This is a genomic window from Nocardioides pinisoli (genome assembly GCF_024199985.1).
In the GTDB taxonomy this organism is placed as follows: domain Bacteria; phylum Actinomycetota; class Actinomycetes; order Propionibacteriales; family Nocardioidaceae; genus Nocardioides; species Nocardioides pinisoli.
Map to the genome: position 1 here is coordinate 25335 of NZ_JANARS010000013.1, position 24247 is coordinate 49581.

Below are 24247 nucleotides of genomic sequence, written 5' to 3' on the forward strand. Positions count from 1 at the left end.
TGTGCACCGGATCGACGACGCCACGGTCGTCACCGTGGGCGAGGCGCAGGGTGTCAGCGTCTCTCCGGACGAGCAGGCGATCGGTGCGAGTGCATCGCGGCCGGTCGGCTTCGAGGTCGCCCTGCTCGACGAGGACGTCGGCGGGCGGCTGCAGCTCGAGCTCGACGCTGGGAGCAGCAGCGGCACGATGAGCGTGCGAGCCGTCGTGGACGGCGACGGGTGGACGCTGGAGCTTCCGTACTGAGCCGGACCCTCGCCGCCCGCGGTCAGTCATAGCCGGCCTCCAGCGCCCACCCGTCCGGTGCCCGCACCAGGAGCCAGGCCCGGCCGTCGGCGCCGACGACCTGGAAGCGAGCAGTCGGCCCGGCGCCGCCCGACCACCAGCCCTCGTCGGTGGGCCAGGGGCCGGCCCACGCCGTCACCGGCTGCCAGGGCAGGTCCTGCCCGACGGCCCGGAAGTGCCGCAGCTCTCCGGTGACGACACCGCGGTCGGTGACGCGCACCTCGCGGCCGGCGTCGTCGACGACCTCGGCCGGCCGGGGAGGGGAGAAGACCCGCACCGGTGCCGGGCCGGGGACGCGCCCGGGCCAGGGCCGGTCCAGCGGGCGGAGGTCGACCGCCCGCTCGCCCCACGGCACCAGCGCCTGGCGAGCCGACGGGCTGCGGCCGCCCTGCAGCACCGGCCGGCGTACGGCGTCGAAGCCCACCATGCCCTGCACCCGGGCCACCCCGCGCTCGACGAGGTCGTCGGACGCCGAGCCCCAGAGCGCCTCGCCGTGGGCGGCGGCCGGCTCGACCAGCTCGGGCACGAACCGGACGCGGTCGATCGGCGCGCGCACCTCGCCCGTGCCCTTGCGGGCGCGCAGCGATCCGCCGGCCCCGCTCGTGGACCCGGCCGACTGCAGCTGCCAGTGAACGCGGTCGACGAGGTCACGGGCACCGAAGTGGCGCGGGTGCAGCCACGTGCGCGACGAGCACACGACCCCGTCGGACTCGGCCTCGACCCGGACGCCGGTGGCGACGAGCTGGTGGTGGGCGAGCCGGGAGACGAACCGCTCGGCGGTCGTGCGCACGCTGAAGGTGATCGCCTCCACGGAGTCGAGCGGTGGCTCGAATGGCACCTCCGCCTCGAGCTCGGGTGGTGGGGTGCGGGCCGCGAACAGCGCCGGGTCCTCACCGCGTGCGCGTCGCCGGACGGTGGCGCCATAGGCACCGAGCCGCTGCTCGACCGCGTCGCCCGGCAGGTCGGCCAGGTCGCCCAGCGTGAGCAGGCCGAGCCTCTGCAGCAGTCCGACGAGCTCGCGGCCGCGCGGCCCGTCGTCCTGGAGCACGTGGACGGGCAGGCCGCGCAGGAACGACGGGGAGCCGCCGTCCGGGACCACCGTCCACGACTGCACCTCCGCGGTCCGGGCGGCCTGCTCGGCGGTGAAGAGGTCGTCGGCGATGCCGACCCGCACGTCCCACACCCCCGTCTCGACGAGTGCCTGGCACGTGGTGGCCGCCGCCGCGGTCTCGCTGCCGTACCAGCTGCCGGGCGCGCGTACGGCGAGCAGGCCGGGGCGCAGGGCGGCCACCCCGGGGCGCAGGTCCTCGACCACCGCGAGGACCGGCTCGAAGGAGCGGGCGTCGCGGTCGGGGTTGGCGGGGAGCAGCAGCAGGTCGGGGCACCGGGCCTGGGCGTCGCGGCGGCGCTGCCCGCGGCGTACGCCCTCGGCGCGCGCCGGACCGTTGCAGACCTCCACGACGTTGGCCGACAGCACGGCGGCGGGGGAGCGGAGCGACCGGTCCGCCTCCTCGAGCGCGGCGACCACCGACCAGTCGGGGCACCACACGACCATGACCCTCACGGTCGCACCGTCATCCGGCTCTGCCGTCGACGGCCCGGATCTCGCGGACCTGCCGGCCGGGGAGCGGCTCGATGCGGCGCACGCCCGGCCAGGCCAGGTCGGCACGCTGGGGCGGACGGGCACCCCGGTGCACCACGACCCGGGCGCGCCGCTCCTGCAGCTCGCCGCGTCCGGAGGTCGGGCCGGTCCATCCGGACTCCTCGACGCTGAGCCGGGCGGTGACGCGCGGCCAGTGCCCGTGGACGACGAGCACGGAGGACCGCGTGCGCAGGCGCGAGTCGAGGATCCCCGCGGTCCGCTCGTCCACGGAGGCGGGCGCCCGCAGCACCACGACCCGCAGCACGTCGACCAGCGCGGCCGTCACCTCGAGCCAGTGCTCGCCCGGGTCGGGCACCAGCACCGTGCGCGACAGCTCGATCCCGAGCTCGGCCGCGGCCTCGACCCCGAAGTCGGTGCACCCCGCGAAGCCGACCCACTCGCCGGCCTGCGAGGCCCCTGCGGCCAGTGCCAGGGCCAGCGAGGCCGAGTCGACGGCGTAGGTCGATCCGGCGTGGAGCGGGACCAGGTCGGCCAGCCCGGGCAGGGTGGCGACCGGCTCCCCGGCCGGTCGACGCTCCATCGCCGCCACGCGCTCGCGCAGCTGCTCGACCACGGAACGACCGGGGTCCAGGGCGGCGACGGAGCGGGCGGACGACATGGTCCCCATGATCGAACAGGTGTTCGAACGAGTCAAGCGGGGCGGTGCCGCGTTCGGCTCCTGGGGTGGGCCATCAGACCACGTCGTGGAGCTGGTGGCGAGATGCGGCCCGGCGAGCGGTCGGAACGGGCCGGCTCTGCTTATGCTGACCGGACTGTTCGACGGAAGGGTTGCGGTCGTGTCGAAGATCTCGAGGCTCGTGGGGGGCCTCTGCCTGGTGCTGGTGGCGACGCTGGGCCTGGTGGCCCCGGGGCAGGCGGTGTCCGGCGGATCGGCGTCGCAGTCCACCAGTGAGGCGGCCCCCGCGGCCAAGCCGAAGTCGAAGCGGTGGGAGGCCTACAGCGGCCCCTACTTCAACGACCCGCACCTCGCGAAGGGACACTTCAGGATCGAGCGCCGGGTGATCGACACGATCAACCACACGCCCAAGGGGTCGTCGATCCGGATCGCCATCTATTCCTTCGACCGCCTGCCGGTCGCCCGGGCGCTGGTCGCTGCCCACCGTCGAGGCGTGCAGGTGCAGATGCTCCTGAACGACCACTGGGAGACGCCTGCGATGAAGGTGGTCCGTGCCGAGATCGGCAAGAACCGCAACAAGGGCAGCTTCATCTACAAGTGCAAGCAGAGCTGCCGGGGGGCGGCCAACGAGTTCAACAACCTGCACTCGAAGTTCTACCTCTTCAGCGAGGCGGGGAAGTCCGAGGACGTCGTGGCGGTCGGCTCGGCCAACATGACGCGCAACGCGGCCATCCACCAGTGGAACGACCTCTACTTCACCGACGGCGACCACGAGCTCTTCCGCCAGTTCGTCGGCCTCTTCAAGGACATGGCCACGGACTACGACACCCGTCAGGCGCCGATCGCCTTCTGCGGCACCCCGGCCAACGGCGTGGCGTGCGACGACTCGCTCGACAAGCACACCGCCGTCGCGTTCCCGCGGGTCTCGCGGCTCAAGGACGACCTGGTGGTCCACCTGCTCGACCGTGTCCAGTGCCTGACCCCCGACCCGGTGACGGGCAAGATGGAGCGCACGCGACTGGCGCTGTCCATGCACACCATGCGCGGCACCCGCGGCGACTACCTGGCCGAGGCCATCCGGCAGAAGTGGGTGCAGGGCTGCGACGTGCGGGTCACCTACGGCCTCATCGGCTACCACACCAAGGGCGTCATCGCCGCTCCCACCAAGCGAGGGCGGATCCCGCTGCGCTCGACGGGCATGGACTACGACCTCGACGACAACTTCGACCTCAACAACGACGGCATCGACGACCTGATCCTCGACTACTACAGCCACCAGAAGTACCTCGTCATCCAGGGCACCTTCAACGGCGTGCCCGACACCTCGATGGTGCTGACCGGCTCGGTGAACTGGTCGAGCCTCAGCACCGCCAACGACGAGGTCTGGTTCACCGTGCGGGGGGCGGTCGTGGCGAAGAAGTACCTACGCAACTTCGACTACCAGTGGTTCAACACCCGCAACACCCGCAACGCCTACACGACCACCTACGCCAACTTCCGCGTCCGCCGCACCGTGCGACAGCCGGACGGCACGATGCGCACGGTCTGGCGGACCGTGCGTCGACCGGTCACGACGGTCGAGCCGGACCGCTACCTGCCGGGGCCCTACTGGGAGGCCGACTGACCGTCGGCCTCAGGCCGCGGGGAGCGGGCCGGAGCGCGCGCCGACGACGACGCGCCTGAGGATGCGCTCCACCTGCCCCTGCGGCAGGCCGACGAGGTCGGCGACCTGCCGCTGGGTCTGCTCGTCCACCAGGCGCCACCCCAGCACGCGCCGCGCGCGCTCGGGGAGCCCGCCGACGGCGACGCCGAGCACGAGCCGGGCTTCGACGGACTCCGGTCCGCGGTCGACCCACCCCACCAGGTCGCCGATCGTCCGTGCTCGGTCCGGCGCTTCGGACAGCTCGGTGATGCTCGCGGTCATGGGGTCTCCTCCCGACGGTCGGTCGCACGGCCCGGCTCGTGCACCGGTCGTGGGACGACTCTGACGTGCACGCGCACCGGCCGACAGCCGAAAAGCGAAAACCATGGACAAACGTTGGACAGCCTGTGCTGCTCCTCCTCAGCGGCGCGCGGGCACCACCAGGCGAGCGACGACGCCGGCATGGTCCGAGGGCCACAGACCGGACGCGGTCATGTCAGCCGGGTCGTCGCCGACGATGTGGGCGCGGGCGGCCTTGACGTCGTTGCTGTGCAGGACCAGGTCGATCCGCGAGGTGAGCGGGTTGTCCGGGTCGGTCAGGGTCGCGCCGAGGCAGCACGTGAAGCCGGGGTCGCCGGGGTGGTTGCGCGGCCACGCGTCGGCTCCGACACCCGCGAGGAGGCGCGTGTACGCCGGCGCGTCGGGCGCCCGGGAGTTGTAGTCACCGACGTAGACCATCGGCAGCTCGCCGAGCTCGGCCGCGAGTGCCGCTTGGGCGGCGAGGAGCTCGCCGACCTGGGCGACGCGCACCTGCTCGCCGTCGAGACCGGGGATGCCGAAGGCCTCGAGGTGGGAGTTCACGAAGCGGAAGGTGGCCTTGCCCACCGTGAGGTCGGCCGAGCCCCAGCCCCGCGCCACGGGCAGCAGGCTGCCGTTGAAGGGGAAGCTGATGATGTTCTGGTAGGTCCCGGTGCGGGCGTTGGCCGCCGCGACGTCGTCCCGGACGATGATCACGTCACGGTCCGCCAGGCGCACCGCCCGGGTCGGGAATGTCGCGGTCGGGCTGGCCAGGTAGGGGATGGGCGGCGAGGAGAAGTTGGAGGCCGTGGCCCCGGCGACCTCGCGGTAGTCGGCGCCGCGCTCAGCGAGTGCGTCGAGCAGCAGGTCGAGGAAGTCGTAGGCGACCGTCGGGTTGCTCGTGGTGCCGTTGAGCGGGTTGTAGGCGAAGGTCGTCCAGGTGGTGACCTCCTGCAGGCCGACGGCGTCCGCGTCGGCCGCCACGATCTCGTCGGCGATCGCGTCCATCCGCTCCTCGGGCCGGGTCGCCTGCACGGCCGCCCACGTCTGCGTCGCCGCACCGACGACGGCGGCGTTGTTGCCGCTGGCGAGCGCCGTCAGGATCGGGTCGAGGTCGGCGCCGAGGTAGAGGTTGCGCGTCATCACGGTGGCCGTGCGCGCGGGGGTGCCGTTCCCAGCGCCCGGAGGACCCGCATGGACGCTCGCGCCGGGCACCAGGGCGGTGCCCAGCGCGAGCAGGGAGGCGAGGAGGCCGAGCAGGACGCGGTGACGAGGGGCTCTGGTCATCCTCGGACCGTCGCACCCGGATCGTGGTGCGGCAAACCCCAATTCAGGGCAAAGTCACGACCTGGCCTCCCGTGAGGAGCGGCACGGCGGTCGCGCCGGTGATGGACTCACGGGCTGACGCGCTCGAAAATGGCTGCGAGTCCCTGGCCGCCACCGATGCACATGGTCTCGAGGCCGTAGCGGGCCTCCCGGCGCTGCATCTCGTGGGCCATCGTGGCCAGGATGCGGGCCCCGGTCGCGCCCACCGGGTGGCCGAGCGAGATGCCGGAGCCGTTGGGGTTGAGCCGCTCGTCGGTCGGGTCGACCCTCCATTCGCGCAGGCAGGCCAGCACCTGGGCGGCGAAGGCCTCGTTGAGCTCGATCAGGTCGATCTCGTCGAGGGTGAGCCCTGCCCGGTCGAGGGCGGCTGCGGTGGCGGGGACCGGACCGATGCCCATCACCTCGGGCCCGACGCCGGCCACGGCCCAGGAGCGCAGGGCCAGCAGCGGGCGCAGCCCACGGCGCTCGGCCTCCTCGCGGGTGGTGACCACGCACATGGCGGCGCCGTCGTTCTGGCCGCTGGCGTTGCCGGCGGTGACGGTGGAGGCGGGGTCGACCTTCTCGCGCACGGGTCGCAGCGCGGCGAGCTGTTCGAGGGTGGTCTCGGGTCGCGGGTGCTCGTCGCGGTCCACGACGACGTCCGGCTCGCCGCGGCGACCCGGGACGGTCACCGGGACGAGCTCATCGGCGAACCGGCCGGCCTCGTGGGCGGCACCGGCCCGCTGCTGGGAGCGGACCGACAGCTCGTCCTGCTCCTCACGCGAGATGTCGTACTCGCGACGGAGGTTCTCAGCCGTCTCCAGCATCCCGCCGGGGACGGGGTGGTCCTTCCCGCCGGCGGTCTCGCGGGCCCGGACGAGACGGTCCAGCAGCTCGACCGAGCCGCTCCTCACGCCGGTCCGGAGGCCGAGCGCGTAGTGCTCGACGTTGGACATCGACTCGACGCCGCCGGCGACGACGACCGTGCCCGCGCCGCTGGCGATCTGCGAGGCGGCATGGAGGACCGCCTGCAGGCCCGAGCCGCAGCGGCGGTCGAGCTGGAGGCCCGGCACCCCCGTCCCGAGACCCGCGTCGAGGGCGGCGATCCGGCCGATGGCCGGGTTCTCGCCGTTGGGGTAGCAGTTGCCGAGGATCACGTCGTCGACGTCGCCCTCGCCGAGGCCCGTACGGCGCACGAGCTCGGAGAGCGTGGTCGACGCGAGGTCGACGGCGGACAGCGAGGCGAACGCGCCCCCGTAGCGCCCCACCGGGGTGCGGACGGGTTCGCAGATGACGATGTCGGGCATGCGACCGAACCTAGTCGTGGTGCCGACCTTGGGGCATATCGCTACGATGTTCGTATCGAAACCCCGAGGCGCCGTGGACCGGCGAAGGAAGAGGTGTCAGGAATGAGCGCGGAGGTAGGCGTCTTCATCGTCGCGGCGTCGCTGGCGGGCGGTCTCTCGATGGGCGCGGTCACCTGGGTCTACTTCCTCGACAAGTGGCGCACGGACCCGGAGCAGCGCCGGTTCGACGAGGCTGCGTGAGCCCGGTGCACCCGCTCCTCGTCCTGCTCGCCTTCACCGCCGCGGCCGTGGTGACGTACGCCGTGGTGCTGGGGCTGCTCACCGCGGCGTCGCTCGTCCCGCGTGACCGCGCAGCGGGGCACGTCCCGGAGCAGCCGGCTCCTCGACACGATGGTGAGCATGACCACCACTGACCCGGCGTCCCCGCGACCCGGTCGCCCGCGCGCGGCGTCGGTCGACCAGCGCCTGCAGGCCGCCGTGCTCGACCTGGTCCGCCACAGTGGCCCGGGGGCGGTCACCATGGACCGGGTCGCCTCGACCTCGGGCGTCGCGAAGACCTCCATCTACCGTCGTCACGCCAACCGGGGCGAGCTGCTGACGGCCGCGCTGACCGCGGCCATCGGCCTGCCGGACGTGCCCGAGGACGGAACGGTCCGCGACAAGATCCGGGCCGTGCTCGAGCAGGCGTGGCACCAGATGGGCGTCGTCCTGGGCCCCGGCGGCCTCGCCGCGATCGTGGGGGACACCGACCCCGAGTTCACCGGGCTGTTCCGCGCGGCACTGCAGCCCTACGTCGACGCCCTCGTCCGGCGGATCCGCGACGACGTCGACGCCGGTCTCCTGCGCGACGGCCTCGACGCCGAGGGCGTGGTGACCCTGATGGTCGGCGCCTACGTCGGCGAGCTCGTCCGCAGTGGCGAGGTGGCGCCGGAGTGGATGGACCGGACCCTCGAGCTGCTCTGGGTGCTGATGGCACCGGGCTGAGCCCAGCGACCCCGGGATGTCCGTGGGGTGCGCGAGACTGCGGGCATGGCCGACCTCGGGTACGACCCTCGCTTCCTCGACACCGACCTCGCCCCGCCGCAGGCGCCCCCGCCCGGTCCCGACGAGGACCCCGCGCTCGCCACGCCGCTCGACTACGCGCACTTCACGGTGCGCATGCACCCCGAGCGCCGGCTGGCGTGGTGGGTCGCCTGGAACGTCGACGGCCTGCGCCTGTTCCCCGGCGACAGCATCAGCCGCTCGGGCGAGCGCTTCCGCCTCGACCCCCGGATCCCGGCCGACGCGCAGACCGGCGAGGAGGCCTACGCCGACAACGACCTCGACCGCGGTCACGTGGCGCGGCGCTCCGACCTCCTGTGGGGCACCCTCGCCGAGGCGCAGCAGGCCAGCTCCGACTCGTTCCACTTCACCAACATCACGCCGCAGCACCAGGACTTCAACCAGTCCGGGCGCGGCGGGGTGTGGGGGCTGCTCGAGAACGCCGTACTGGCCCTCGTGGGGCTGGAGGAGCGGCGCCTGAGCCTCTTCGCCGGCCCCGTGCTCGATCCCGAGGACCCGCCCTATCGTGGCGTCCAGCTGCCGGTCGAGCACTGGAAGGTGGTCGTCTACCGGCTCGACGGGCGCCTGCGCGCGAAGGCTTTCGTCCTGACCCAGGACCTCGACGGGCTCGAGCGGGCGGTCCCCGACTTCCTCGACGACTTCGACACCTGGCTCGTGCCGCTCGCGCTCCTCGAGGAGCGCACCGGCCTGACCTTCGCGAGCCTGCGCCAGGTCGTCGAGCCGGACGAGCTCCGTCCCGCCAGCCCGGTTCTCGTCACCGACGTCGAGCAGGTCGGCTGGTAGCGCGCCGACGACCCGGGGATGCTGGCCCTTGCCTCGCGGGGCCGATCGGGCGACAGTGAACTGACCCTCCTCCGACGTCGCACGAGTGAGCAGGAGCCGCCACGGTGAGCAAGGAATCCGGTGGAAGTGGCAGCCAGGCCGGCCCTCCGGTCGTGACGCGGCCCGAGGCGATCCGCAACGTCGTGGTCGTGGGCGCTGCCGGGTCGGGGAAGACCACGCTCGTCGAGCGCCTGCTGGTCGCGGCCGGCGTGATCAACCGGGCGGGCAGCACCGAGGACGGCACGACCGTGTGCGACTTCGAGGAGGTCGAGCATCGCCAGCGGCGCTCCGTCGCGCTGGCGCTCGCGCCGCTCGTGCACCGCGGCGTGAAGATCAACCTGCTGGACACCCCCGGCTACGTCGACTTCGTGGGCGAGGTGCGGGCGGGCCTCCGTGCCGCGGACTGCGCGCTGTTCGTCGTCGCCGCCAACGAGGGGGTCGACGAGCCGACGCGCGCGCTCTGGCGCGAGTGCGCCGACGTGGGGATGCCCCGCGTGGTGGTCGTCACCAAGCTCGACCACGCGCGCGCCGACGTCGACGGCGTGGTGGCGCAGGCGCAGGGTGCCTTCGGCGAGCGGGTCCTGCCCGTCCACCTGCACGAGGGTGGACGCCTCGTCGGCCTGATCACCGACGACCACGGGCACGACGCGCAGCGAGCGGCGCTCATCGAGGGCATCATCGAGGAGTCCGAGGACGAGACGCTGATGGAGCGCTACGTCGGCGGCGAGCAGATCGACACCGGGCTCCTCCTCCGCGACCTCGAGGTCGCCGTCGCGCGGGGCTCGCTGCACCCCGTCGTCCCCGTCGACTCGACCAGCGGCGTCGGAGCGGTCGAGCTGCTCGACCTGGTGGTGGCGGCGTTCCCCTCTCCGCTCGAGCACCCGATGCCGAAGGTCTGGACGCCGACGGGTGGACCGGGTCCGGCGATCACGTGCGACCCGTCGGGTCCGCTGGTCGCGGAGGTCGTCAAGACGACCACCGACCCCTACCTCGGGCGGGTCAGCCTGGTCCGCGTCTTCTCCGGGACGGTGCTGCCGGACGCCACGGTGCACGTGTCCGGCCACCGATCGGCGTGGGCGGGCTCGGACGACGCAGCCTCCAGCCACCCCGACCACGACGAGGACGAGCGGATCGGGTCCCTCTCCGTGCCGCTGGGCAGGTCACAGCGACCCGCCCCGTCCGTGGTCGCGGGCGACCTGTGCGCCGTCGGGCGGCTCAGCCGGGCCGAGACCACCGACACCCTGGCCTCGGTCGACATGCCGCTCGTGCTCGAGCCCTGGCAGGTGCCCGACCCCCAGCTGCCGGTGGCGATCCAGGTGCGGACCAAGAGCGACGAGGACAAGCTCGGCTCGGGACTCCAGAGACTCGCCGCCGAGGATCCCACCCTCCGCGTCGAGCACGACGAGGAGACCCACCAGGTCGTGCTGTGGACCATGGGCGAGGCCCACGCGGACGTCCTGCTCGACCGGCTCGCCAGCCGCTACGGCGTGGAGGTCGACGAGGTCGAGGTCCAGGTGGCGCTGCGGGAGACGTTCGTGGGCCCGGCCACCGGGCACGGCCGGCACGTCAAGCAGAGTGGCGGGCACGGGCAGTACGCCGTGTGCAGCATCGAGGTCGAGCCGCTGCCGCAGGGTGCCGGCTTCGAGTTCGTCGACCGCGTCGTGGGAGGCGCGGTTCCCCGACAGTTCATCCCCTCGGTCGAGAAGGGCGTCCGGTCGCAGATGCTGCGCGGGGTCGACCACGGCTGTCCGGTGGTCGACATCAGGGTGACCCTGACCGACGGCAAGGCCCACAGCGTCGACTCCTCCGACATGGCGTTCCAGGCGGCCGGCGGGCTGGCGCTGCGCGATGCGGCGACCCGTGCCGGCACGTGCCTCCTCGAGCCGGTCGACGAGGTGGAGGTGCTCGTCTCCGACGCCCTGGTCGGCACCATCATGGGGGACCTGTCCGCGCGTCGGGGCAAGGTCCTGGGCAGCGAGCCGGCCCGCGCCCCCGGCGCGGTCGTGATCAGGGCGCACGTGCCACAGCTGGAGCTCCGCCGCTACGCCGCCGAGCTCCGCTCGCTCGCCCACGGCTCCGCGTCGTTCACCCGGACCTTCGCCGGCTACGAGCGGGTCCCGGAGCAGGTCTCCGCCTCGCTCCCGCTCCGCTGACCCGGGCATCCGGCGGGCCCTGTCCACGAGGCGTCGGTGCCCTTTGCGATGCTTGCGCACCGAACACAGGCGGGGAACGAATCGAGGGAACGGGTGCTGAGCGAGATCGCAGGCGAGCTGGCGCGCGTCAAGGGTGCCTTCGCGCAACCCACGCTCACCCTGCTCCACCAGCGGCAGGCGCCTGTCGTCATCACGATCTTCCGCACCGCGTTCGGCCGCACCAACAACCCGATCCCGACGGCGCGGTTGCACACGCAGGTCGAGGAGCACGTCGCCCAGATGAGGCTCGCCGGTGAGCAGGACGTCCCGACCGGCACCGGCCGGGAGATCTGCCAGCGCTGGATGCGCGGCCAGTGGCTGGTGCGGTCGCTCGACGAGGCCGGGCACGAGGTCTACGCGCTCACCTCGCACGCGCAGCAGGCGCTCGAGCTGGTCAAGAACCTGGCCCGTGACCGGGCCACGCTCAGCGAGCACCGGGTGGCGACCATCCTCGGCACGGTCCGGCGCTTCAACTCCGAGGCCAACCCCGACCGCACCGCCCGCGTCACGATCCTCAACGAGGAGATCGCCCGGCTCCGGGCCGAGCGTGACCGCCTCGTCGACGGTGGCGAGCTCGAGGGTGCGACCGAGGACTACATGCTCGAGGGCTTCACCGAGCTGCTGTCCCTGATCTCCGCGCTGCCGAGCGACTTCGCCCGGGTGGAGGAGCGCTTCGCGACCATCAGGGCGGAGATCCTCTCCGCCTTCCGGGCCGAGGACCGTCCTGCCGGCGAGGTGATCGACGACTACCTGGCCCGTGCCGACGCGCTGATGACGGCGACGCACGAGGGACGCGCGTTCGAGGGCGCGTTCGCGCTGCTGCGCGACGACGCCCTGGTGACGCAGCTGCGCGAGGACCTGACCGACCTGCTCGAGCACCCGCTGTCGGACCGCATCCTGAGCGACGCCGACCGGGCCGAGCTGCGGGGCACGGTCCGACTGGTGCGCGACGGTCTCGACCGTGTGCTCGCCCAGCGGTCGCGGGTGACGGCGACCCTCAAGGAATACATCGTCTCCCACGACGCGGCCCGCGACCGCGAGCTGGAGCAGACGTTGCGCCAGGTGGAGGCCGAGCTGATGACGTGGATGGCCACCACGGGCCCGCGCGCCGCCCACGACGTCGCGCTCCTGCCCGCCCGCACGAGCATCGACCACCTCCGCGAGCGCTTCCACGATCCTGCCGACGACGTGCTGCCCGACCGGATCAGCACGCCCGACCCCGACCTGGCGCCCCCGGTCTCGCTCGCCGAGCTCGTGGCGCAGGGTGGACCCAAGCTGACGGCGCTGCGGGAGCGGCTCGACGCGGTGCTGAGCTCCCTCCTCCCGGCCGCGTCCTTGGGGGCCCTGTTCGACGGGCTGGAGCCGTCGCTGCGGCGGCCGGTCGAGATCTTCGGGCTGCTGCACCTCGCAGCCGACCGCGAGTGGCGGCCCGACGACGCCCTGGAGGCGTTCGAGGCCGTCCGGCCCGACGGGAGCACGCGGACCTTCGCCGTGCCCCGCACGCCGCTGCCCGACCCCGACCTCGACGAGACCCCCACGACGGAGACCCGCCCATGAGTGTCGAGACCCATCCCGAGACGACCGAGACGACCGATGTGGTCGAGATGGTCGAGATCGACGCCGGGGTCGACGAGGAGCTCCTCGACGAGACGTCCGTCTCGCTGTTCGAGGGCGACGAGGGCGGCCTCGAGTACGCCCAGCGGCGCGCGCTGGTGACCCTGCTCAAGCAGCGCTTCATCAGCGCCCGCACGCACCCGCGCGACTGGGTCGTGCTCGTCGAGCACGAGCGCCTCATCCGGTCCCGGCTCAACGACCTCTTCCTCGACCTCCAGCTCGACCGCTCCCGTGAGGTCGCGTGGAAGCGGCAGGCGACGTCGGAGACCGGCGTCCGCTTCCCGACGATGCTCTACGACGCCGCGTGGTCGCGTGAGGAGACGCTCGTGCTGGTCCACCTGCGCGACCGGCTGCGGGCCGGTGTGGCGAGCGGGGACGCACGCGTCTTCGTCGACCGCGAGGATGTCGTCGACTACGTCGCGAGCTTCCGGCCCCCGCACGCCACCGACGTCTCGGGCGACGACAAGCGGGCGCGTAACGCGATCACCAGCATCGTCAAGGCAGGGCTGCTGATCGGCACCGGGTCCGAGGACCGCTTCGAGATCAGCGAGGCGGTCGAGCCCCTCATCCCGCTGGAGCTGCTGCAGGAGCTGCTCGAGGCGCTGGTGACTGCCAACGCCGAGGCGCCGGCCGAGCCGGACGACCCGGCCGACCTGTTCGACGACGACGCCGACGCGGACCCCGTGGCCGCCGGCGACCCCGCAGAGGAGCAGTGAGCATGTCGATCGACGAGATCGAGCAGACGACGGTCGACGGGCTGTTCGAGCGCCGCGACGTCGCCACTCCCGCCGACGACACGATGCAGTGGCGGGCGGCGCTGCTGCAGCTGGTCAACTGGGGCGGCTTCGGCGGCCTCACCGTCGTCCCCCTGCGCGGTGACGCGACGATGATCTCGGGCGCCTCGGGCGTCGGCAAGAGCACGATCCTCGACGCCTACACGGCCCTGATGATGCCGTCGGACACCAAGTTCAACGGTGCCTCCAACGACGCCGTCGCGGGCCGCGCCCGCGGTGCGGGTCAGCGCAACCTGCTGTCCTACCTCCGCGGTGCGGTCGACGTCGTCGACGACGCCCGCACCGGTCGGCCGGTCGAGAAGCTCCTCCGCGGCAAGGGCTCCGACACCTGGGGCGCGATCGCGATGACGTTCGTCAACGACCAGGGTGGTCGGTTCACCGTGCTCCGCACCTACTACGTCCCGCGGCGCGCGACCCGGTCGGGAGACGTGCAGATGCAGCTGGCCACGCAGGACGGCGCGCTGCCGCTCGACACGCTCGAGGTCGCCGTGCCGGAGCGGTTCCACGCCAACACGCTGAAGAAGCTGTTCCCCAGCATCCGCGTGCACCGGACCTACGCCGAGTTCGCCGCCGTGCTCCACGCGCGGCTCGGCATCGGCGCCAACGGCGACGGCGCGAAGGCGCTGCGGCTGCTCGCCCGCATCCAGGCGGGCAACCAGGTGCGCAGCGTCGACGAGCTCTACAAGGACATGGTGCTCGAGCGGCCCTCGACGTTCGCCGCCGCCGACCGTGCGATCGAGCACTTCGACGACCTCGACACCGCCCACTCGGCCATGCGCACCGAGGAGCAGAAGCTCGAGCTGCTGGCCCCGATCGCCGACCTCCACGACCGCAAGGTGGCGGCCGGCCGGCGACTCGCGGAGCTCGACTCCTACGGCGTGACGCTCGACGGTGACACCCCGCTCCGGATGTGGCTGCTGCGCACCCACCTGCGACTCATCGAGTCGGCCGTGGCCGACAACCGCGCCGACCGGGCGTCGGCCGTCGACGAGCTCGGCACGACGACGTCCGCGGAGCGCACCTACCTGGCCGACCTCGAGGCTGCCAAGGAGTCCCACCGGGCGGCCGGCGGGTCGACGCTCCAGTCGCTCGCGCTGTCGCTGGAGCAGGAGCAGGTCGTCCGCGACGACCGCCTCGCGCGCCGTGAGGTCCTGCAGGAGCGGCTGCTGCCGCTCATCGACGCGACCGACGCCCAGGCGCCCGACGTCGACGCGGCGTTGCTGTCCAGCGAGTCGTTCGCCGTGCTCCAGATGCACGCCCAGCAGTGGCTGTCGGGCTTCCAGCGGGAGCAGGAGAGGATCCAGCGCGAGCGTGACGCCGTGCTCCGCGACCAGTTCCCGCTCAGCGCGCGTCAGGCCGAGCTGCGCCGCGAGCGGGCGTCGCTGGAGAGCCGTGCCGGCCGGGTGCCGGTCCGGATGGACGAGCTGCGCGCCGAGGTCGCGCGCGCCAGCGGGCTCGACGTGGACGAGCTGCCGTTCGTGGCCGAGCTCGTCGACGTCGCACCCGACGAGGCCCGGTGGCGCACGGCCGTCGAGACGGTCCTCGGCGCGAGCGCGCGGATGATGCTCGTGCCGCTCGACCGGCTCGAGGGCTTCTCCGCCGCGATCGACGGGCTGCGGCTCCGCGGCCGGCTCACCTTCGAGGGTGTCGAGCTCGACCTCCCCGACCTCGGCCCCGCCGATCCCGAGCGGATCGCCGGCAAGCTGGTGTTCAAGGACTCGCCCTTCTCGGGCTGGGTGCAGGCCCACGTCGGCGAGCCGTCCCGCAACGCGCTCTGCGTGGAGTCGGCCCACGAGCTCGCAGGCGCCGGCTTCCGGGTCACCGTCGAGGGCCAGACGCGCAACGGTCGTCGCGGCGCCCACGGACGCAACGACACCCGCAGCATCATCGGGTTCTCCAACGCCGACGCGATCGCCGAGGTCGACGCCGAGCTCGCCGACCTCGAGGAGCGGCTCGACGGCGTCGGCGCCGAGGTCGCCCAGCTCGACCGGCGGTCGCGGGTGCTGGAGCAGCAGCGCACGTCCTACGACGTGCTCGTCGCAGCACGCTTCGACGACCTCGACGTCGACGCCAGCGACCGGCGCATCGCCGACCTCGAGCGGCGGCGCTCCGAGATCCTCGAGTCCGACGACGGGCTCCAGGCGCTGGAGGCGCAGATCGCGGAGCTCACGACACGGCTGGAGGAGACCCGGCGGGCCCGCTACGCCGTCGAGCAGCGGCAGCGCGAGCTCAACGCCGCCCACGGCGACCTCGTCGACGCCGAGGACGTCGTCAAGGACCGGCTCCAGGCGATGGAGGACGCCGGCGAGGTCGTGCTCAGCGCGGAGCAGGAGGCCGCCCTCGCGGTCGACTTCGCCGCCGCCGCCTCGCCCGCGGACCCCGACGACCTCGACCGGTTCGCCGAGTCGTCCCAGCGGCTCGCCGAGCGGCTCCGGGCGGCGGTCGGCGACGCCGAGGCCGAGCTCCGACGCGTGGACGAGGACCTCGCGCAGGTGTTCCGGGTCTACAAGCTCCAGTGGGACTCGCCCAACCTCGGCGCCACCGCGGACTCCTACCCCGACTACGCACGCATCCTCGACGACATCCGCGGGGAGGGTCTGGCCGCTCGGCGGTCCGAGTGGCGACGCCGTCTCACGGAGTGGAGCGGCCAGGACCTGGTGCCCCTCGTCGGCGCGATGGCCGCCTCCGTCGAGGAGATCGAGGACCGGCTCGAGCCGATCAACGCCATCCTGAGGCGCCTGGAGTTCGGTGCGTCCGGCGACCGGCTCAGGATCCGCCTGCGTCGTCTGGCGCCCGCCCACGTGCAGACGTTCATGAAGGACCTGCGCACCCTCTCGTCGGGCTCGACGACCGAGATCGACGAGGAGGCCCTCGAGAAGCGCTTCGCCGAGCTCAGCAGGTTCATGCAGCAGCTGCGCAAGCCGAGCCAGGTCGGCGACGTGGCCACCTCGCTGACCGACCGCGAGCGCCTGCTCGACGTACGTCGCCACGTCGAGGTCAGCGCCGAGCGCTACGACCACACCACCGGCGAGCTGCGCGCGACCTACCGGACGCTGGGGGAGAAGAGCGGAGGCGAGAGCCAGGAGCTGGTCGCGTTCATCGTCGGCTCCGCCCTCCGCTTCCGGCTGGGCGACGAGATGCGGTCGCGACCGCGGTTCGCCCCGGTCTTACTCGACGAGGGCTTCGTCAAGGCCGACTCCGAGTTCGCCGGTCGCGCGGTCCAGGCGTGGCGCGGGCTCGGGTTCCAGCTCATCGTCGGGGTCCCGCTCGACAAGGTCACCGGCCTCGAGCCCCACATGGACGAGCTGCTCGCCATCACCAAGAACAGCACCACCCACCAGTCCTGGATCACGCCCATCACCGACGCGGCGACGGTTGCCGCGGCGGAGGGCCGGGACTGACCTCACCGGTCGTCCGGCTCGTCGGGCACGGCCAGGTCGACCCCGAGCCCTCGGGGGCCCGGCTCCGGGGGGCACTTCGGCCCTGCCCCGGGCCACGCGGGTGTCGAACGATGGAGGGGAGAGACCGCGTGGGCCGATGAGCGCCGTCGGGCCTGACCGAGCGCCCGCGGTGGGCCTGCGCGCCGGACGAAGGAGCAAGGATGAACGTCGACGAGATCGTCAGCACGGCGAAGGACGCCATCACCGTCAAGCGGATCTACGGGGAGCCCTACCAGCGCGACGGCGTGACCATCATTCCCGTCGCATCCGTCGCCGGTGGGTTCGGCGGTGGGACCGGGACGGACGAGAAGGGCCAGAACGGCGAGGGCGGCGGGTTCGGCATGACCGGCCGTCCGGTCGGGATGTACGTCATCAAGGGCGACGCCGTGACCTGGCGGCCCGCCGTCGACCCGGTCCGCCTGCTCACGGTGATCAGCACCTTCAGCGCTGGCGGCAGGAGGGGGGTGGCGAGCTTGAGCATCCCCTGCGGGCGGAACTCCGCGCGATAGGTGACGCGCACCAGGTCGCCGTCCTGGTCGACCTGGATGCTGTCGTGCATCTCCATGGAGGACGTCTCGCCGTCGAGCTCCAGCCGGCGTGGGGGCTCGTGCACCACGACGGTGTAGATGATCTCGGTGTCGCTGCCGAGCACTCGCGAGATGTTGCGGTAGCGGGTTCCCACGCCCCCGTCGCCCGCGATCCGCTCCGTGGTCCGGGTGGGCGGATCCCACTGCATGGTCGTGGTGAAGTCGGCCAGGAAGGCGAACACGTCCTCCTGCCGGCCGCGAACGGTGACGGTTCGTTCGATGTGCGGCACGATGCGCTCCTCACGTGGTCGTGCCCTCGGTACCCGTCTCCGGTTCACCCATCCGCCGACCGGCCGTTGCGGCAGCTCCGGATCAGGCAGCGGACAGGGGCTCGGACAGGTCGGTGCGCAGCCGCGCGAGCAGCCGGGTGATGGTCCGGGACACCTGTGCCTGCGTCAGCCCGACGAGGCCGGCGATCTCGCGCTGGGTGAGCTCCTCCACGAACCGCCACCGGAGGATCTGGCGATCCCGCTCGGTCAGGCGGCCGACCGCAGAGTCGAGCACGAGCCTGGCCTCGAGGGACGCGAAGCCGCGGTCCTCGCCTCCCAGCACGTCGGCGATGGTGCCGCCGTGCTGGTCACCGGCGCTGCTGTCGATCGAGGCGGGCCGGAAGCAGCCGTCGGCCGCGAGCGCCTCCACGACGTCGTCCGGGTCGGCTCCCAGGTGGACGGCGATCTCGGACGGCCGCGGCGAACGTCCCAGCAGGGCCTCGAGCTCGTGCTGGCTCGCGCGGATCCGGGACTGCAGCTGCTGCACGCTGCGCGGGACGCGGATCATCCAGCCCGAGTCGCGGAAGTGCCGGCGCAGCTCCCCGCGAACGGTCGGGACCGCGTAGGACATGAAGTCGTGCCCGGCGAAGGGGTCGAAGCGGCGGGCCGCCTTGACGAGGCCGACGAGGGCGACCTGCTCCAGGTCGTCGACGTCGATGCCGCGGTTGCGGTAGCGGGCTGCCAGGGAGCGCGCGACCGCGACGTTGGTGGCGATGAGCTCGTCCACGAGCTCCCGTCGCGCCGCGTCCGACGTCGCGCGCTGCAGCTCGTCGACGATGGAGGCGGTCCGTCGTGCGCGCTCGTCGCGCTCGGCCTGCGCGGGTGACGCGTCGTGGGGCGGGTGCGGGGGCATCGCGAGGGTGGTCACGAGCCGTCTCCTTCCGGACATGGGGTCAACGTGTCTCGGCCCGGGTGCGAGCCTGACGAGATCCTCTCCGCGCAGGAGGGCGGCCCGACAGCCGAAAAGCGAAACGTTGGACAAACCGTGGACACGCCCGCCGCGCCGGGGGCGGGTGGCGTCCACCGGCGCCCGGTTCGGCCGCTAGGGTCGGGCCATGGCTCGCAGCGTCTACGTGGCCGGTGTCGAGGGGTTCACCGGCAAGTCCGCGGTCGCGCTCGGGGTGCTCGAGCAGCTGTCGCGCCGGGTGGCGAGGGTGGCGGTCTTCCGGCCGGTGGTGCGTGCCGAGGCGTCGACGGGCGACGTCCACGACTACGTCCTCGACCTGCTCGTCTCCCACGACGCCGTCGCCCTGACCTACGACGAGTGCGCGGGCGTCAGCTATGACGACGTGCACGCCGACCCCGACGGGGCGATGGACCGCATCGTCGCGCGGTACCACCAGGTCGCCGAGCAGAGCGACGCGGTGGTGATCGTCGGCAGCGACTACACCGACGTCGGGGCCCCGGCCGAGTTCGCCTTCAACGCCCGGGTCGCCGCCAACCTCGGCGCACCGGTCCTGCTCGTCCTCAACGGGCAGGGGAGGGGCGTCGACCAGCTGCGCACTGCGGCCGCGATGGCGCAGGCCGAGCTGGCCGCCAACCACGCAACGCTCTTCGCCGTCATCGCCAACCGCGTCGATCCGGAGGCGACCGACCGCACGGCGACGGCGCTGCGCCGCGACGGCGTACCAGCCTTCGCCCTGCCCGAGCAGCCGCTGCTGAGCGCGCCGTCGGTGGGCGACCTGATGGCGGCGTGCGACGGCCGGCTGCTGCGCGGCGACGAGAGCCAGCTGGCGCGCGAGGTCCCCGGGCTGGTGGTCGCGGCGATGACCCTGCCCAACGTGCTCGACCGGCTCTTCGACGGCGCGCTCGTCGTGACGCCCGGTGACCGTCCGGAGGTGGTCCTGGGCGTCCTGACCGCCCACCAGTCGGCCAGCTTCCCGCAGATCTCCGGCATCGTGCTCAACGGCGGGCTCGACCTGCCCGAGCAGGTGGAGAGGTTGCTCGACGGCCTCGAGGTGGCGCTGCCGATCATCGCCACCGACCTCGGCACCCACGCGACGTCGACCACCCTGACCAACCGCCGCGGCCGGCTCGACAAGGACTCGCCGCGCAAGATCGCGACGGCCCTGAGGCTCTTCGCCGAGCACGTCGACGGCGACGAGCTGATGAGCGGCCTCGAGGTGGCCCGCACCTCGGTCGTCACGCCGCTGATGTTCGAGCACCGGGTCCTCGACGACGCCATCGCCGACCGACGCCACATCGTCCTGCCGGAGGGGGAGGAGGAGCGCATCCTGCGCGCCGCCGACGTGCTGCTGCGCCGCAACGTCGCCGACCTGACGCTGCTCGGTGACCCGATGATCGTGCGCGCCAAGGCGGCCCACCTCGGCATCGACGTGTCCGGCGCCCGGCTGCTGAGCCCCTACGACGAGGAGCTGCGCGAGCGGTTCGCGCAGGCCTACCACGAGCGTCGCGCGCACAAGGGGATCGACCTCGAGGCCGCTCGGGACATCGTCGTGGACGTGTCCTACTTCGGCACGATGATGGTCGAGCTGGGGCTCGCCGACGGGATGGTCTCGGGGGCGGTGCACACCACCGCGCACACCATCCGCCCGGCGCTGGAGGTCATCCGCACGGTCCCTGAGGTGTCGGTGGTGTCGTCGGTGTTCTTCATGTGCCTCAAGGACCAGGTGCTCGTCTACGGCGACTGCGCGGTCAACCCCGACCCCACGGCGACCCAGCTGGCCGACATCGCGGTCGCGTCGGCACGCACGGCCGCCAGCTTCGGCGTCGAGCCGCGCGTCGCGATGCTGTCGTACTCCACCGGCACCTCCGGCAGCGGCACCGACGTCGAGAAGGTCACCCAGGCCACCGCCATGGTCCGCGAGCGGGCGCCCGACCTGCTCGTGGAGGGCCCGATCCAGTACGACGCCGCGATCGACGCCGCGGTCGCGCGCACCAAGCTGCCCGACTCCGCCGTGGCCGGGCGGGCGACGGTCTTCGTCTTCCCCGACCTCAACACGGGCAACAACACCTACAAGGCCGTGCAGCGCTCCGCCGGCGCGCTGGCGGTCGGTCCGGTCCTCCAGGGCCTGCGCAAGCCGGTCAACGACCTCTCCCGCGGCGCGCTGGTGCGCGACATCATCAACACCGTGGCGATCACCGCGATCCAGGCGCAGGAGCGCTCGTGACGGATGAGGTGCTGGTCCTCAACGCGGGGTCCTCGTCGCTGAAGTACCGCCTTCTCGACGGCCGCTCCGGGGTCGCCCGGGCGTCGGGCACGGTGGAGCGCATCGGCGAGGACAGCGGCACGTTGACGCACTCGGTCGGCGGCGAGGACCACACCGAGGAGCGTCACGTCGCCGACTTCGAGGACGCGTTGCGGTCGGCGCTCGAGGCCTTCGAGCGCCACGGTCCGGCGATCGAGCCGAAGGACCTGGCGGCGGTGGGGCACCGCGTCGTGCACGGCGGCGACCTCTTCGCCGAGCCGGTGGTCGTCGACGACCGGCTGCTCGCCACCGTCGAGGAGCTCGTCCCGCTCGCGCCGCTGCACAACCCGGCCAACCTCGAGGGCCTGCGGGTCGCGGTGCGTCTCTTCCCCGAGGTGCCGCAGGTCGCGGTCTTCGACACCGCGTTCCACCAGACGATGCCCGAGCACGCCTACACGTACGCCGTCCCGCTGGCCTGGCGCGAGCAGCACCGGATCCGTCGCTACGGCTTCCACGGCACCTCCTACGCCTTCGTGTCCCGCCGCGCGGCCGAGCTGCTCGACCGTCCGGTCGAGGAGACCAACCTCGTCGTGCTGCACCTCGGCAACGGCGCATCGGCCGCGGCGGTCCGCGGCGGGCGGTCCGTCGACACCTCGATGGGGCTGACCCCGCTCGAGGGGCTGGTCATGGGCACCCGCTCCGGCGACCTCGACCCGGCGATCCACGGCCACCTGCACCGCGAGCTCGGCTGGTCCCTGGAGGAGATAGACCGGGCCCTCTACCGTGACTCCGGCCTCCGTGGCCTCTCCGGGGTCAACGACTTCCGAGAGCTGACCCGGCGCTCGGAGGCCGGCGACGAGGCGGCGGCGCTGGCCTTCGACGTCTACGCCTATCGCGTCCGCAAGTACGTCGGCGCCTACTACGCCGCGCTCGGCGAGCTGCATGCCGTGGTCTTCACCGGCGGGGTCGGCCAGCACAGCGCCGCCCTCAGGACGGCAGCCCTCACCGGCCTCGACCGGCTCGGCATCGTCCTCGACCCCGTCCGCAACGACGCGCCGGCCACGGACGGCCGGCTGGTCTCGGCCGACGGGTCGGCCGTCGCCGTCCTCGTCGTGCCGACGGACGAGGAGTGGGAGATCGCGCGCCAGGCGCTGGCCGTCGTGCACGGCGCCGACTGACCGCTGCTGGGCCACCTCGCTGGTCCACGTAGCCCGCGAGGAACGAGCGGGCGTGTCGAGCCCCCTCGCCCCCGCTGGTTGCGCCCGCCCACCTCGCTGGTCGAGTAGCCCGCGAGGAACGAGCGGGCGTATCGAGACCCGCCACCCCCGCCACCCTCGCTGGTCCGCAGCCGATCTCGCTGGTCGAGTAGCCCGCGAGGAACGAGCGGACGGATCGAGACCGTCGCGCCTCGTTGGTTGAGGGGGACGAAGTCCCGTCACGAAACCCGTCTGAGAAGTCGCCCAGCGACCATCCACACCAGGGCCGTTTCCGGGGCGACCGTTGTCGGTGGTCGAGCGTAGGATCGAACACATGATCGAAGCGCAGGCAGGGCCCGGAGCAGGTGAGGTCGAGGACCTCACCGCCTCGGGTCTGCTCGCGACGATCAAGGCCTCCCGCGACGCCGAGCAGGCCGAGGCCGCCCGCCAGCTCCTCCTCGCCGCCCGATGGGCCGACCTCCACCCGCCGGAGTCGATCCACGACGCGGCCGTGTTCTCGCTGGCCGCCGGCGGTCGTGAGCATGAGGAGCCCATCGCGGGTGAGGGGTGCCCGCTGGTGGCGGAGTTCTGCGTCGCCGAGCTCGGCAGCGTCCTCGGGGTGTCGACGACGGCGGCGAAGAAGCTCATCGGCCACGCCCTGGAGCTGCGGCACCGCCTGCCCCGCCTGTGGGCGCAGGTGCACGCCGGCCGAGTGCCGGCGTGGCGGGCCCGGCTGGTCGCGGAGACCACCATCCACTCCACGCCGTCGCTGACGCGGGAGGCGGTCGGGTTCGTCGACGCCCAGGTCGCGGCCGTGGCCGGGAAGGTCGGCCCGGCCCAGCTCGACCGGCTCGTCGCCGGGGCGATCAAGCGGTTCGACCTCGCCGAGCCGGACCCGACGAAGGATCCGGAGGACGGCTGGCTCTACGTCGACCCCCGCCACGCCAGCATCGACACCCAGGACGTCCACTACGCCGGCACGATGCGGATGGAGGCCGAGCTCGGCATCGCCGACGCTCTCGACGTCGACCGTGCCCTGGCCCACGGTGCGGCCACGTTGAAGGCACTCGGCTCCACCGAGTCCCTCGACGTCCGCCGGGCCAAAGCTCTCGGCGACCTGGCCCGCACCCAGACCGCCCTCGACCTCCACACCCAAGGCGCCACCGCGGCCAAGACCACCGACACCAGCACGGGCACCGACACCAGCACCGACACCGACACAGGCACCGACACCGACACAGGCACAGGCACAGGCACCGACAGCGACACGGGCACCGTCCCCGACGGCCTGCCAGCCGCGCGGGAGGTCGTGCTCCACGTCCACTTCGCCGCCAACCTGTCCGGCGACACCACCGTCTTCGGACCGACCGGACGGCTCGAGGAGGGGCAGCGGCTGGTCCTGCTCGACCAGATCAAGTCCTGGTGTGCCGACTCCCGGACCAGGGTCACCATCAAGCCGGTCATCGACCTCAACACCCAGCTGGCGACCGACGCCTACCAGGTGCCGGACAAGATGCGCGAGCAGGTGATTCTCCGCGACCGCACCTGTGTCTTCCCGTGGTGCACCCGCCCGGCGCGGCGAGCCGACATCGACCACGTCATCCCGCACGACCCCGACGCCGAAGCCGAAGGCCGGCCCCAACCCGGACCCACCGCCACGTGGAACCTGGCTTGCCTGTGCCGGTTCCACCACCGGTTGAAGACGCACTCGGCCTGGCGCTACGCGATGGTCGCGCCAGGGGTGTTCGAGTGGACCAGCCCGCACGGGCACGGCTACCGCCGCGACCACACCGGCACGAGCTCGATCGACCCACCGGTCACGAGGTCGGTCGAGCAGCCGGATCCGCCCGGCATCCCACGACCTCGCCGACCATGACCCCGCCCCGTACCCCGCAGTCCTTGTGACGGCGGGGGCACAGGCGCGCCCGGCGCCTCTCGTCGGGAGGTCCGGGTGCTGGGTGCAGCCGGGCGTCCTGCACCCAGCGACCCGGAGCCCGTCAGCCCGGTCG

At 72.8% G+C, this 24247-nt stretch carries 20 protein-coding genes and 1 pseudogene; 14 read left to right on the forward strand and 7 right to left on the reverse strand.

All coding sequences use genetic code 11. The annotated features are described in order from the left end of the window. Window position 1: 1 nt before the first annotated feature. Window positions 2-244 (forward strand): hypothetical protein, encoded by a 243-nt coding sequence (locus tag NCI01_RS20840; RefSeq protein ID WP_254183412.1) that lies wholly within the window; start codon window positions 2-4, stop codon window positions 242-244. Window positions 245-266: 22 nt separating this feature from the next. On the opposite strand, the gene NCI01_RS20845 is transcribed toward NCI01_RS20840, so the two are convergent. Beyond that, window positions 267-1838: a DNA polymerase Y family protein gene (locus NCI01_RS20845; RefSeq protein ID WP_254183466.1), complete on the reverse strand. Its 1572-nt coding sequence runs from the start codon at window positions 1836-1838 to the stop codon at window positions 267-269. A gap of 19 nt (window positions 1839-1857) precedes the next feature. Then, the gene (gene imuA' / locus NCI01_RS20850) at window positions 1858-2544 is read right to left on the reverse strand and encodes a DnaE2-dependent mutagenesis accessory factor ImuA' (protein WP_254183413.1); all 687 of its coding nucleotides are present in this window, start codon (window positions 2542-2544) and stop codon (window positions 1858-1860) included. Window positions 2545-2722: 178 nt separating this feature from the next. On the opposite strand from imuA', the gene NCI01_RS20855 reads away from it, so the two are divergent. Beyond that, window positions 2723-4186, forward strand: a complete 1464-nt coding sequence (locus NCI01_RS20855; protein WP_254183414.1) for a phospholipase D-like domain-containing protein — start codon at window positions 2723-2725, stop codon at window positions 4184-4186. A 9-nt stretch (window positions 4187-4195) separates the two neighbouring features. On the opposite strand, the gene NCI01_RS20860 is transcribed toward NCI01_RS20855, so the two are convergent. The 3 genes from NCI01_RS20860 to NCI01_RS20870 form a co-directional block, all read right to left on the reverse strand. Further along, window positions 4196-4486: a sigma factor-like helix-turn-helix DNA-binding protein gene (locus NCI01_RS20860; protein ID WP_254183415.1), complete on the reverse strand. Its 291-nt coding sequence runs from the start codon at window positions 4484-4486 to the stop codon at window positions 4196-4198. A 138-nt stretch (window positions 4487-4624) separates the two neighbouring features. Then, on the reverse strand, window positions 4625-5788 hold the full coding sequence (locus NCI01_RS20865; RefSeq protein ID WP_254183416.1) for an endonuclease/exonuclease/phosphatase family protein: 1164 nt from the start codon (window positions 5786-5788) through the stop codon (window positions 4625-4627). Window positions 5789-5895: 107 nt separating this feature from the next. Further along, a complete protein-coding gene (locus NCI01_RS20870) occupies window positions 5896-7113 on the reverse strand; it encodes an acetyl-CoA C-acetyltransferase (RefSeq protein ID WP_254183417.1) in 1218 nt (405 codons plus the stop codon). 102 nt (window positions 7114-7215) lie between these two features. On the opposite strand from NCI01_RS20870, the gene NCI01_RS20875 reads away from it, so the two are divergent. From NCI01_RS20875 to NCI01_RS22955, 9 genes are all read left to right on the forward strand, one after another. Beyond that, on the forward strand, window positions 7216-7353 hold the full coding sequence (locus NCI01_RS20875) for a hypothetical protein (RefSeq protein WP_254183418.1): 138 nt from the start codon (window positions 7216-7218) through the stop codon (window positions 7351-7353). Further along, window positions 7350-7526, forward strand: a complete 177-nt coding sequence (locus tag NCI01_RS20880) for a hypothetical protein (RefSeq protein ID WP_254183419.1) — start codon at window positions 7350-7352, stop codon at window positions 7524-7526. Before NCI01_RS20875 ends, NCI01_RS20880 begins: the two co-directional genes overlap by 4 nt. After that, entirely contained in the window at window positions 7513-8097 is a 585-nt protein-coding gene (locus NCI01_RS20885) for a TetR/AcrR family transcriptional regulator (protein ID WP_254183420.1), read from the forward strand. The genes NCI01_RS20880 and NCI01_RS20885 overlap by 14 nt, the downstream gene beginning before the upstream one ends. Window positions 8098-8142: 45 nt before the next feature. Next, window positions 8143-8958, forward strand: a complete 816-nt coding sequence (locus tag NCI01_RS20890; RefSeq protein WP_254183421.1) for a DNA/RNA non-specific endonuclease — start codon at window positions 8143-8145, stop codon at window positions 8956-8958. Window positions 8959-9062: 104 nt separating this feature from the next. Then, window positions 9063-11150, forward strand: a complete 2088-nt coding sequence (locus tag NCI01_RS20895; protein ID WP_254183422.1) for an elongation factor G — start codon at window positions 9063-9065, stop codon at window positions 11148-11150. Window positions 11151-11243: 93 nt separating this feature from the next. Further along, window positions 11244-12746, forward strand: a complete 1503-nt coding sequence (locus NCI01_RS20900; protein ID WP_254183423.1) for a DUF3375 domain-containing protein — start codon at window positions 11244-11246, stop codon at window positions 12744-12746. After that, entirely contained in the window at window positions 12743-13519 is a 777-nt protein-coding gene (locus tag NCI01_RS20905; protein WP_254183424.1) for a DUF4194 domain-containing protein, read from the forward strand. The genes NCI01_RS20900 and NCI01_RS20905 overlap by 4 nt, the downstream gene beginning before the upstream one ends. A gap of 2 nt (window positions 13520-13521) precedes the next feature. Next, on the forward strand, window positions 13522-16998 hold the full coding sequence (locus NCI01_RS20910) for an ATP-binding protein (protein ID WP_254183425.1): 3477 nt from the start codon (window positions 13522-13524) through the stop codon (window positions 16996-16998). Window positions 16999-17198: 200 nt separating this feature from the next. Then, window positions 17199-17546 (forward strand): spore germination protein GerW family protein, encoded by a 348-nt coding sequence (locus NCI01_RS22955; protein ID WP_372495230.1) that lies wholly within the window; start codon window positions 17199-17201, stop codon window positions 17544-17546. Here NCI01_RS22955 and NCI01_RS22960 read toward each other — a convergent pair. Both NCI01_RS22960 and NCI01_RS20920 read right to left on the reverse strand, forming a co-directional pair. Then, window positions 17489-17902 (reverse strand): annotated as a pseudogene (locus NCI01_RS22960) (SRPBCC family protein); the annotation flags it as partial. The gene NCI01_RS22955 and the pseudogene NCI01_RS22960 overlap by 58 nt on opposite strands. Window positions 17903-17936: 34 nt before the next feature. Beyond that, the gene (locus NCI01_RS20920) at window positions 17937-18761 is read right to left on the reverse strand and encodes a sigma-70 family RNA polymerase sigma factor (protein ID WP_254183427.1); all 825 of its coding nucleotides are present in this window, start codon (window positions 18759-18761) and stop codon (window positions 17937-17939) included. Between the two features lie 187 nt (window positions 18762-18948). On the opposite strand from NCI01_RS20920, the gene pta reads away from it, so the two are divergent. From pta to NCI01_RS20935, 3 genes are all read left to right on the forward strand, one after another. Further along, on the forward strand, window positions 18949-21024 hold the full coding sequence (gene pta / locus NCI01_RS20925) for a phosphate acetyltransferase (protein WP_254183428.1): 2076 nt from the start codon (window positions 18949-18951) through the stop codon (window positions 21022-21024). Then, window positions 21021-22220 (forward strand): acetate/propionate family kinase, encoded by a 1200-nt coding sequence (locus NCI01_RS20930; protein WP_254183429.1) that lies wholly within the window; start codon window positions 21021-21023, stop codon window positions 22218-22220. The genes pta and NCI01_RS20930 overlap by 4 nt, the downstream gene beginning before the upstream one ends. A 352-nt stretch (window positions 22221-22572) precedes the next feature. Continuing rightward, a complete protein-coding gene (locus NCI01_RS20935) occupies window positions 22573-24114 on the forward strand; it encodes an HNH endonuclease signature motif containing protein (protein WP_254183430.1) in 1542 nt (513 codons plus the stop codon). The last annotated feature ends 133 nt before the right edge of the window (window positions 24115-24247 follow it).

What these genes read in the sequence shown, in the direction of transcription:
- NCI01_RS20875 (WP_254183418.1), top strand. Translation starts at nt 7,216, where the DNA reads ATGAGCGCGGAGGTAGGCGTCTTCATCGTCGCGGCGTCGCTGGCGGGC.
- NCI01_RS22955 (WP_372495230.1), top strand. Translation starts at nt 17,199, where the DNA reads ATGAACGTCGACGAGATCGTCAGCACGGCGAAGGACGCCATCACCGTC.
- NCI01_RS20890 (WP_254183421.1), top strand. Translation starts at nt 8,143, where the DNA reads ATGGCCGACCTCGGGTACGACCCTCGCTTCCTCGACACCGACCTCGCC.
- NCI01_RS20885 (WP_254183420.1), top strand. Translation starts at nt 7,513, where the DNA reads ATGACCACCACTGACCCGGCGTCCCCGCGACCCGGTCGCCCGCGCGCG.
- NCI01_RS20910 (WP_254183425.1), top strand. Translation starts at nt 13,522, where the DNA reads ATGTCGATCGACGAGATCGAGCAGACGACGGTCGACGGGCTGTTCGAG.
- NCI01_RS20905 (WP_254183424.1), top strand. Translation starts at nt 12,743, where the DNA reads ATGAGTGTCGAGACCCATCCCGAGACGACCGAGACGACCGATGTGGTC.
- NCI01_RS20860 (WP_254183415.1), bottom strand. Translation starts at nt 4,486, where the DNA reads ATGACCGCGAGCATCACCGAGCTGTCCGAAGCGCCGGACCGAGCACGG.
- NCI01_RS20870 (WP_254183417.1), bottom strand. Translation starts at nt 7,113, where the DNA reads ATGCCCGACATCGTCATCTGCGAACCCGTCCGCACCCCGGTGGGGCGC.
- NCI01_RS20865 (WP_254183416.1), bottom strand. Translation starts at nt 5,788, where the DNA reads ATGACCAGAGCCCCTCGTCACCGCGTCCTGCTCGGCCTCCTCGCCTCC.
- NCI01_RS20845 (WP_254183466.1), bottom strand. Translation starts at nt 1,838, where the DNA reads ATGGTCGTGTGGTGCCCCGACTGGTCGGTGGTCGCCGCGCTCGAGGAG.
- NCI01_RS20935 (WP_254183430.1), top strand. Translation starts at nt 22,573, where the DNA reads ATGATCGAAGCGCAGGCAGGGCCCGGAGCAGGTGAGGTCGAGGACCTC.
- imuA' (WP_254183413.1), bottom strand. Translation starts at nt 2,544, where the DNA reads ATGTCGTCCGCCCGCTCCGTCGCCGCCCTGGACCCCGGTCGTTCCGTG.
- pta (WP_254183428.1), top strand. Translation starts at nt 18,949, where the DNA reads ATGGCTCGCAGCGTCTACGTGGCCGGTGTCGAGGGGTTCACCGGCAAG.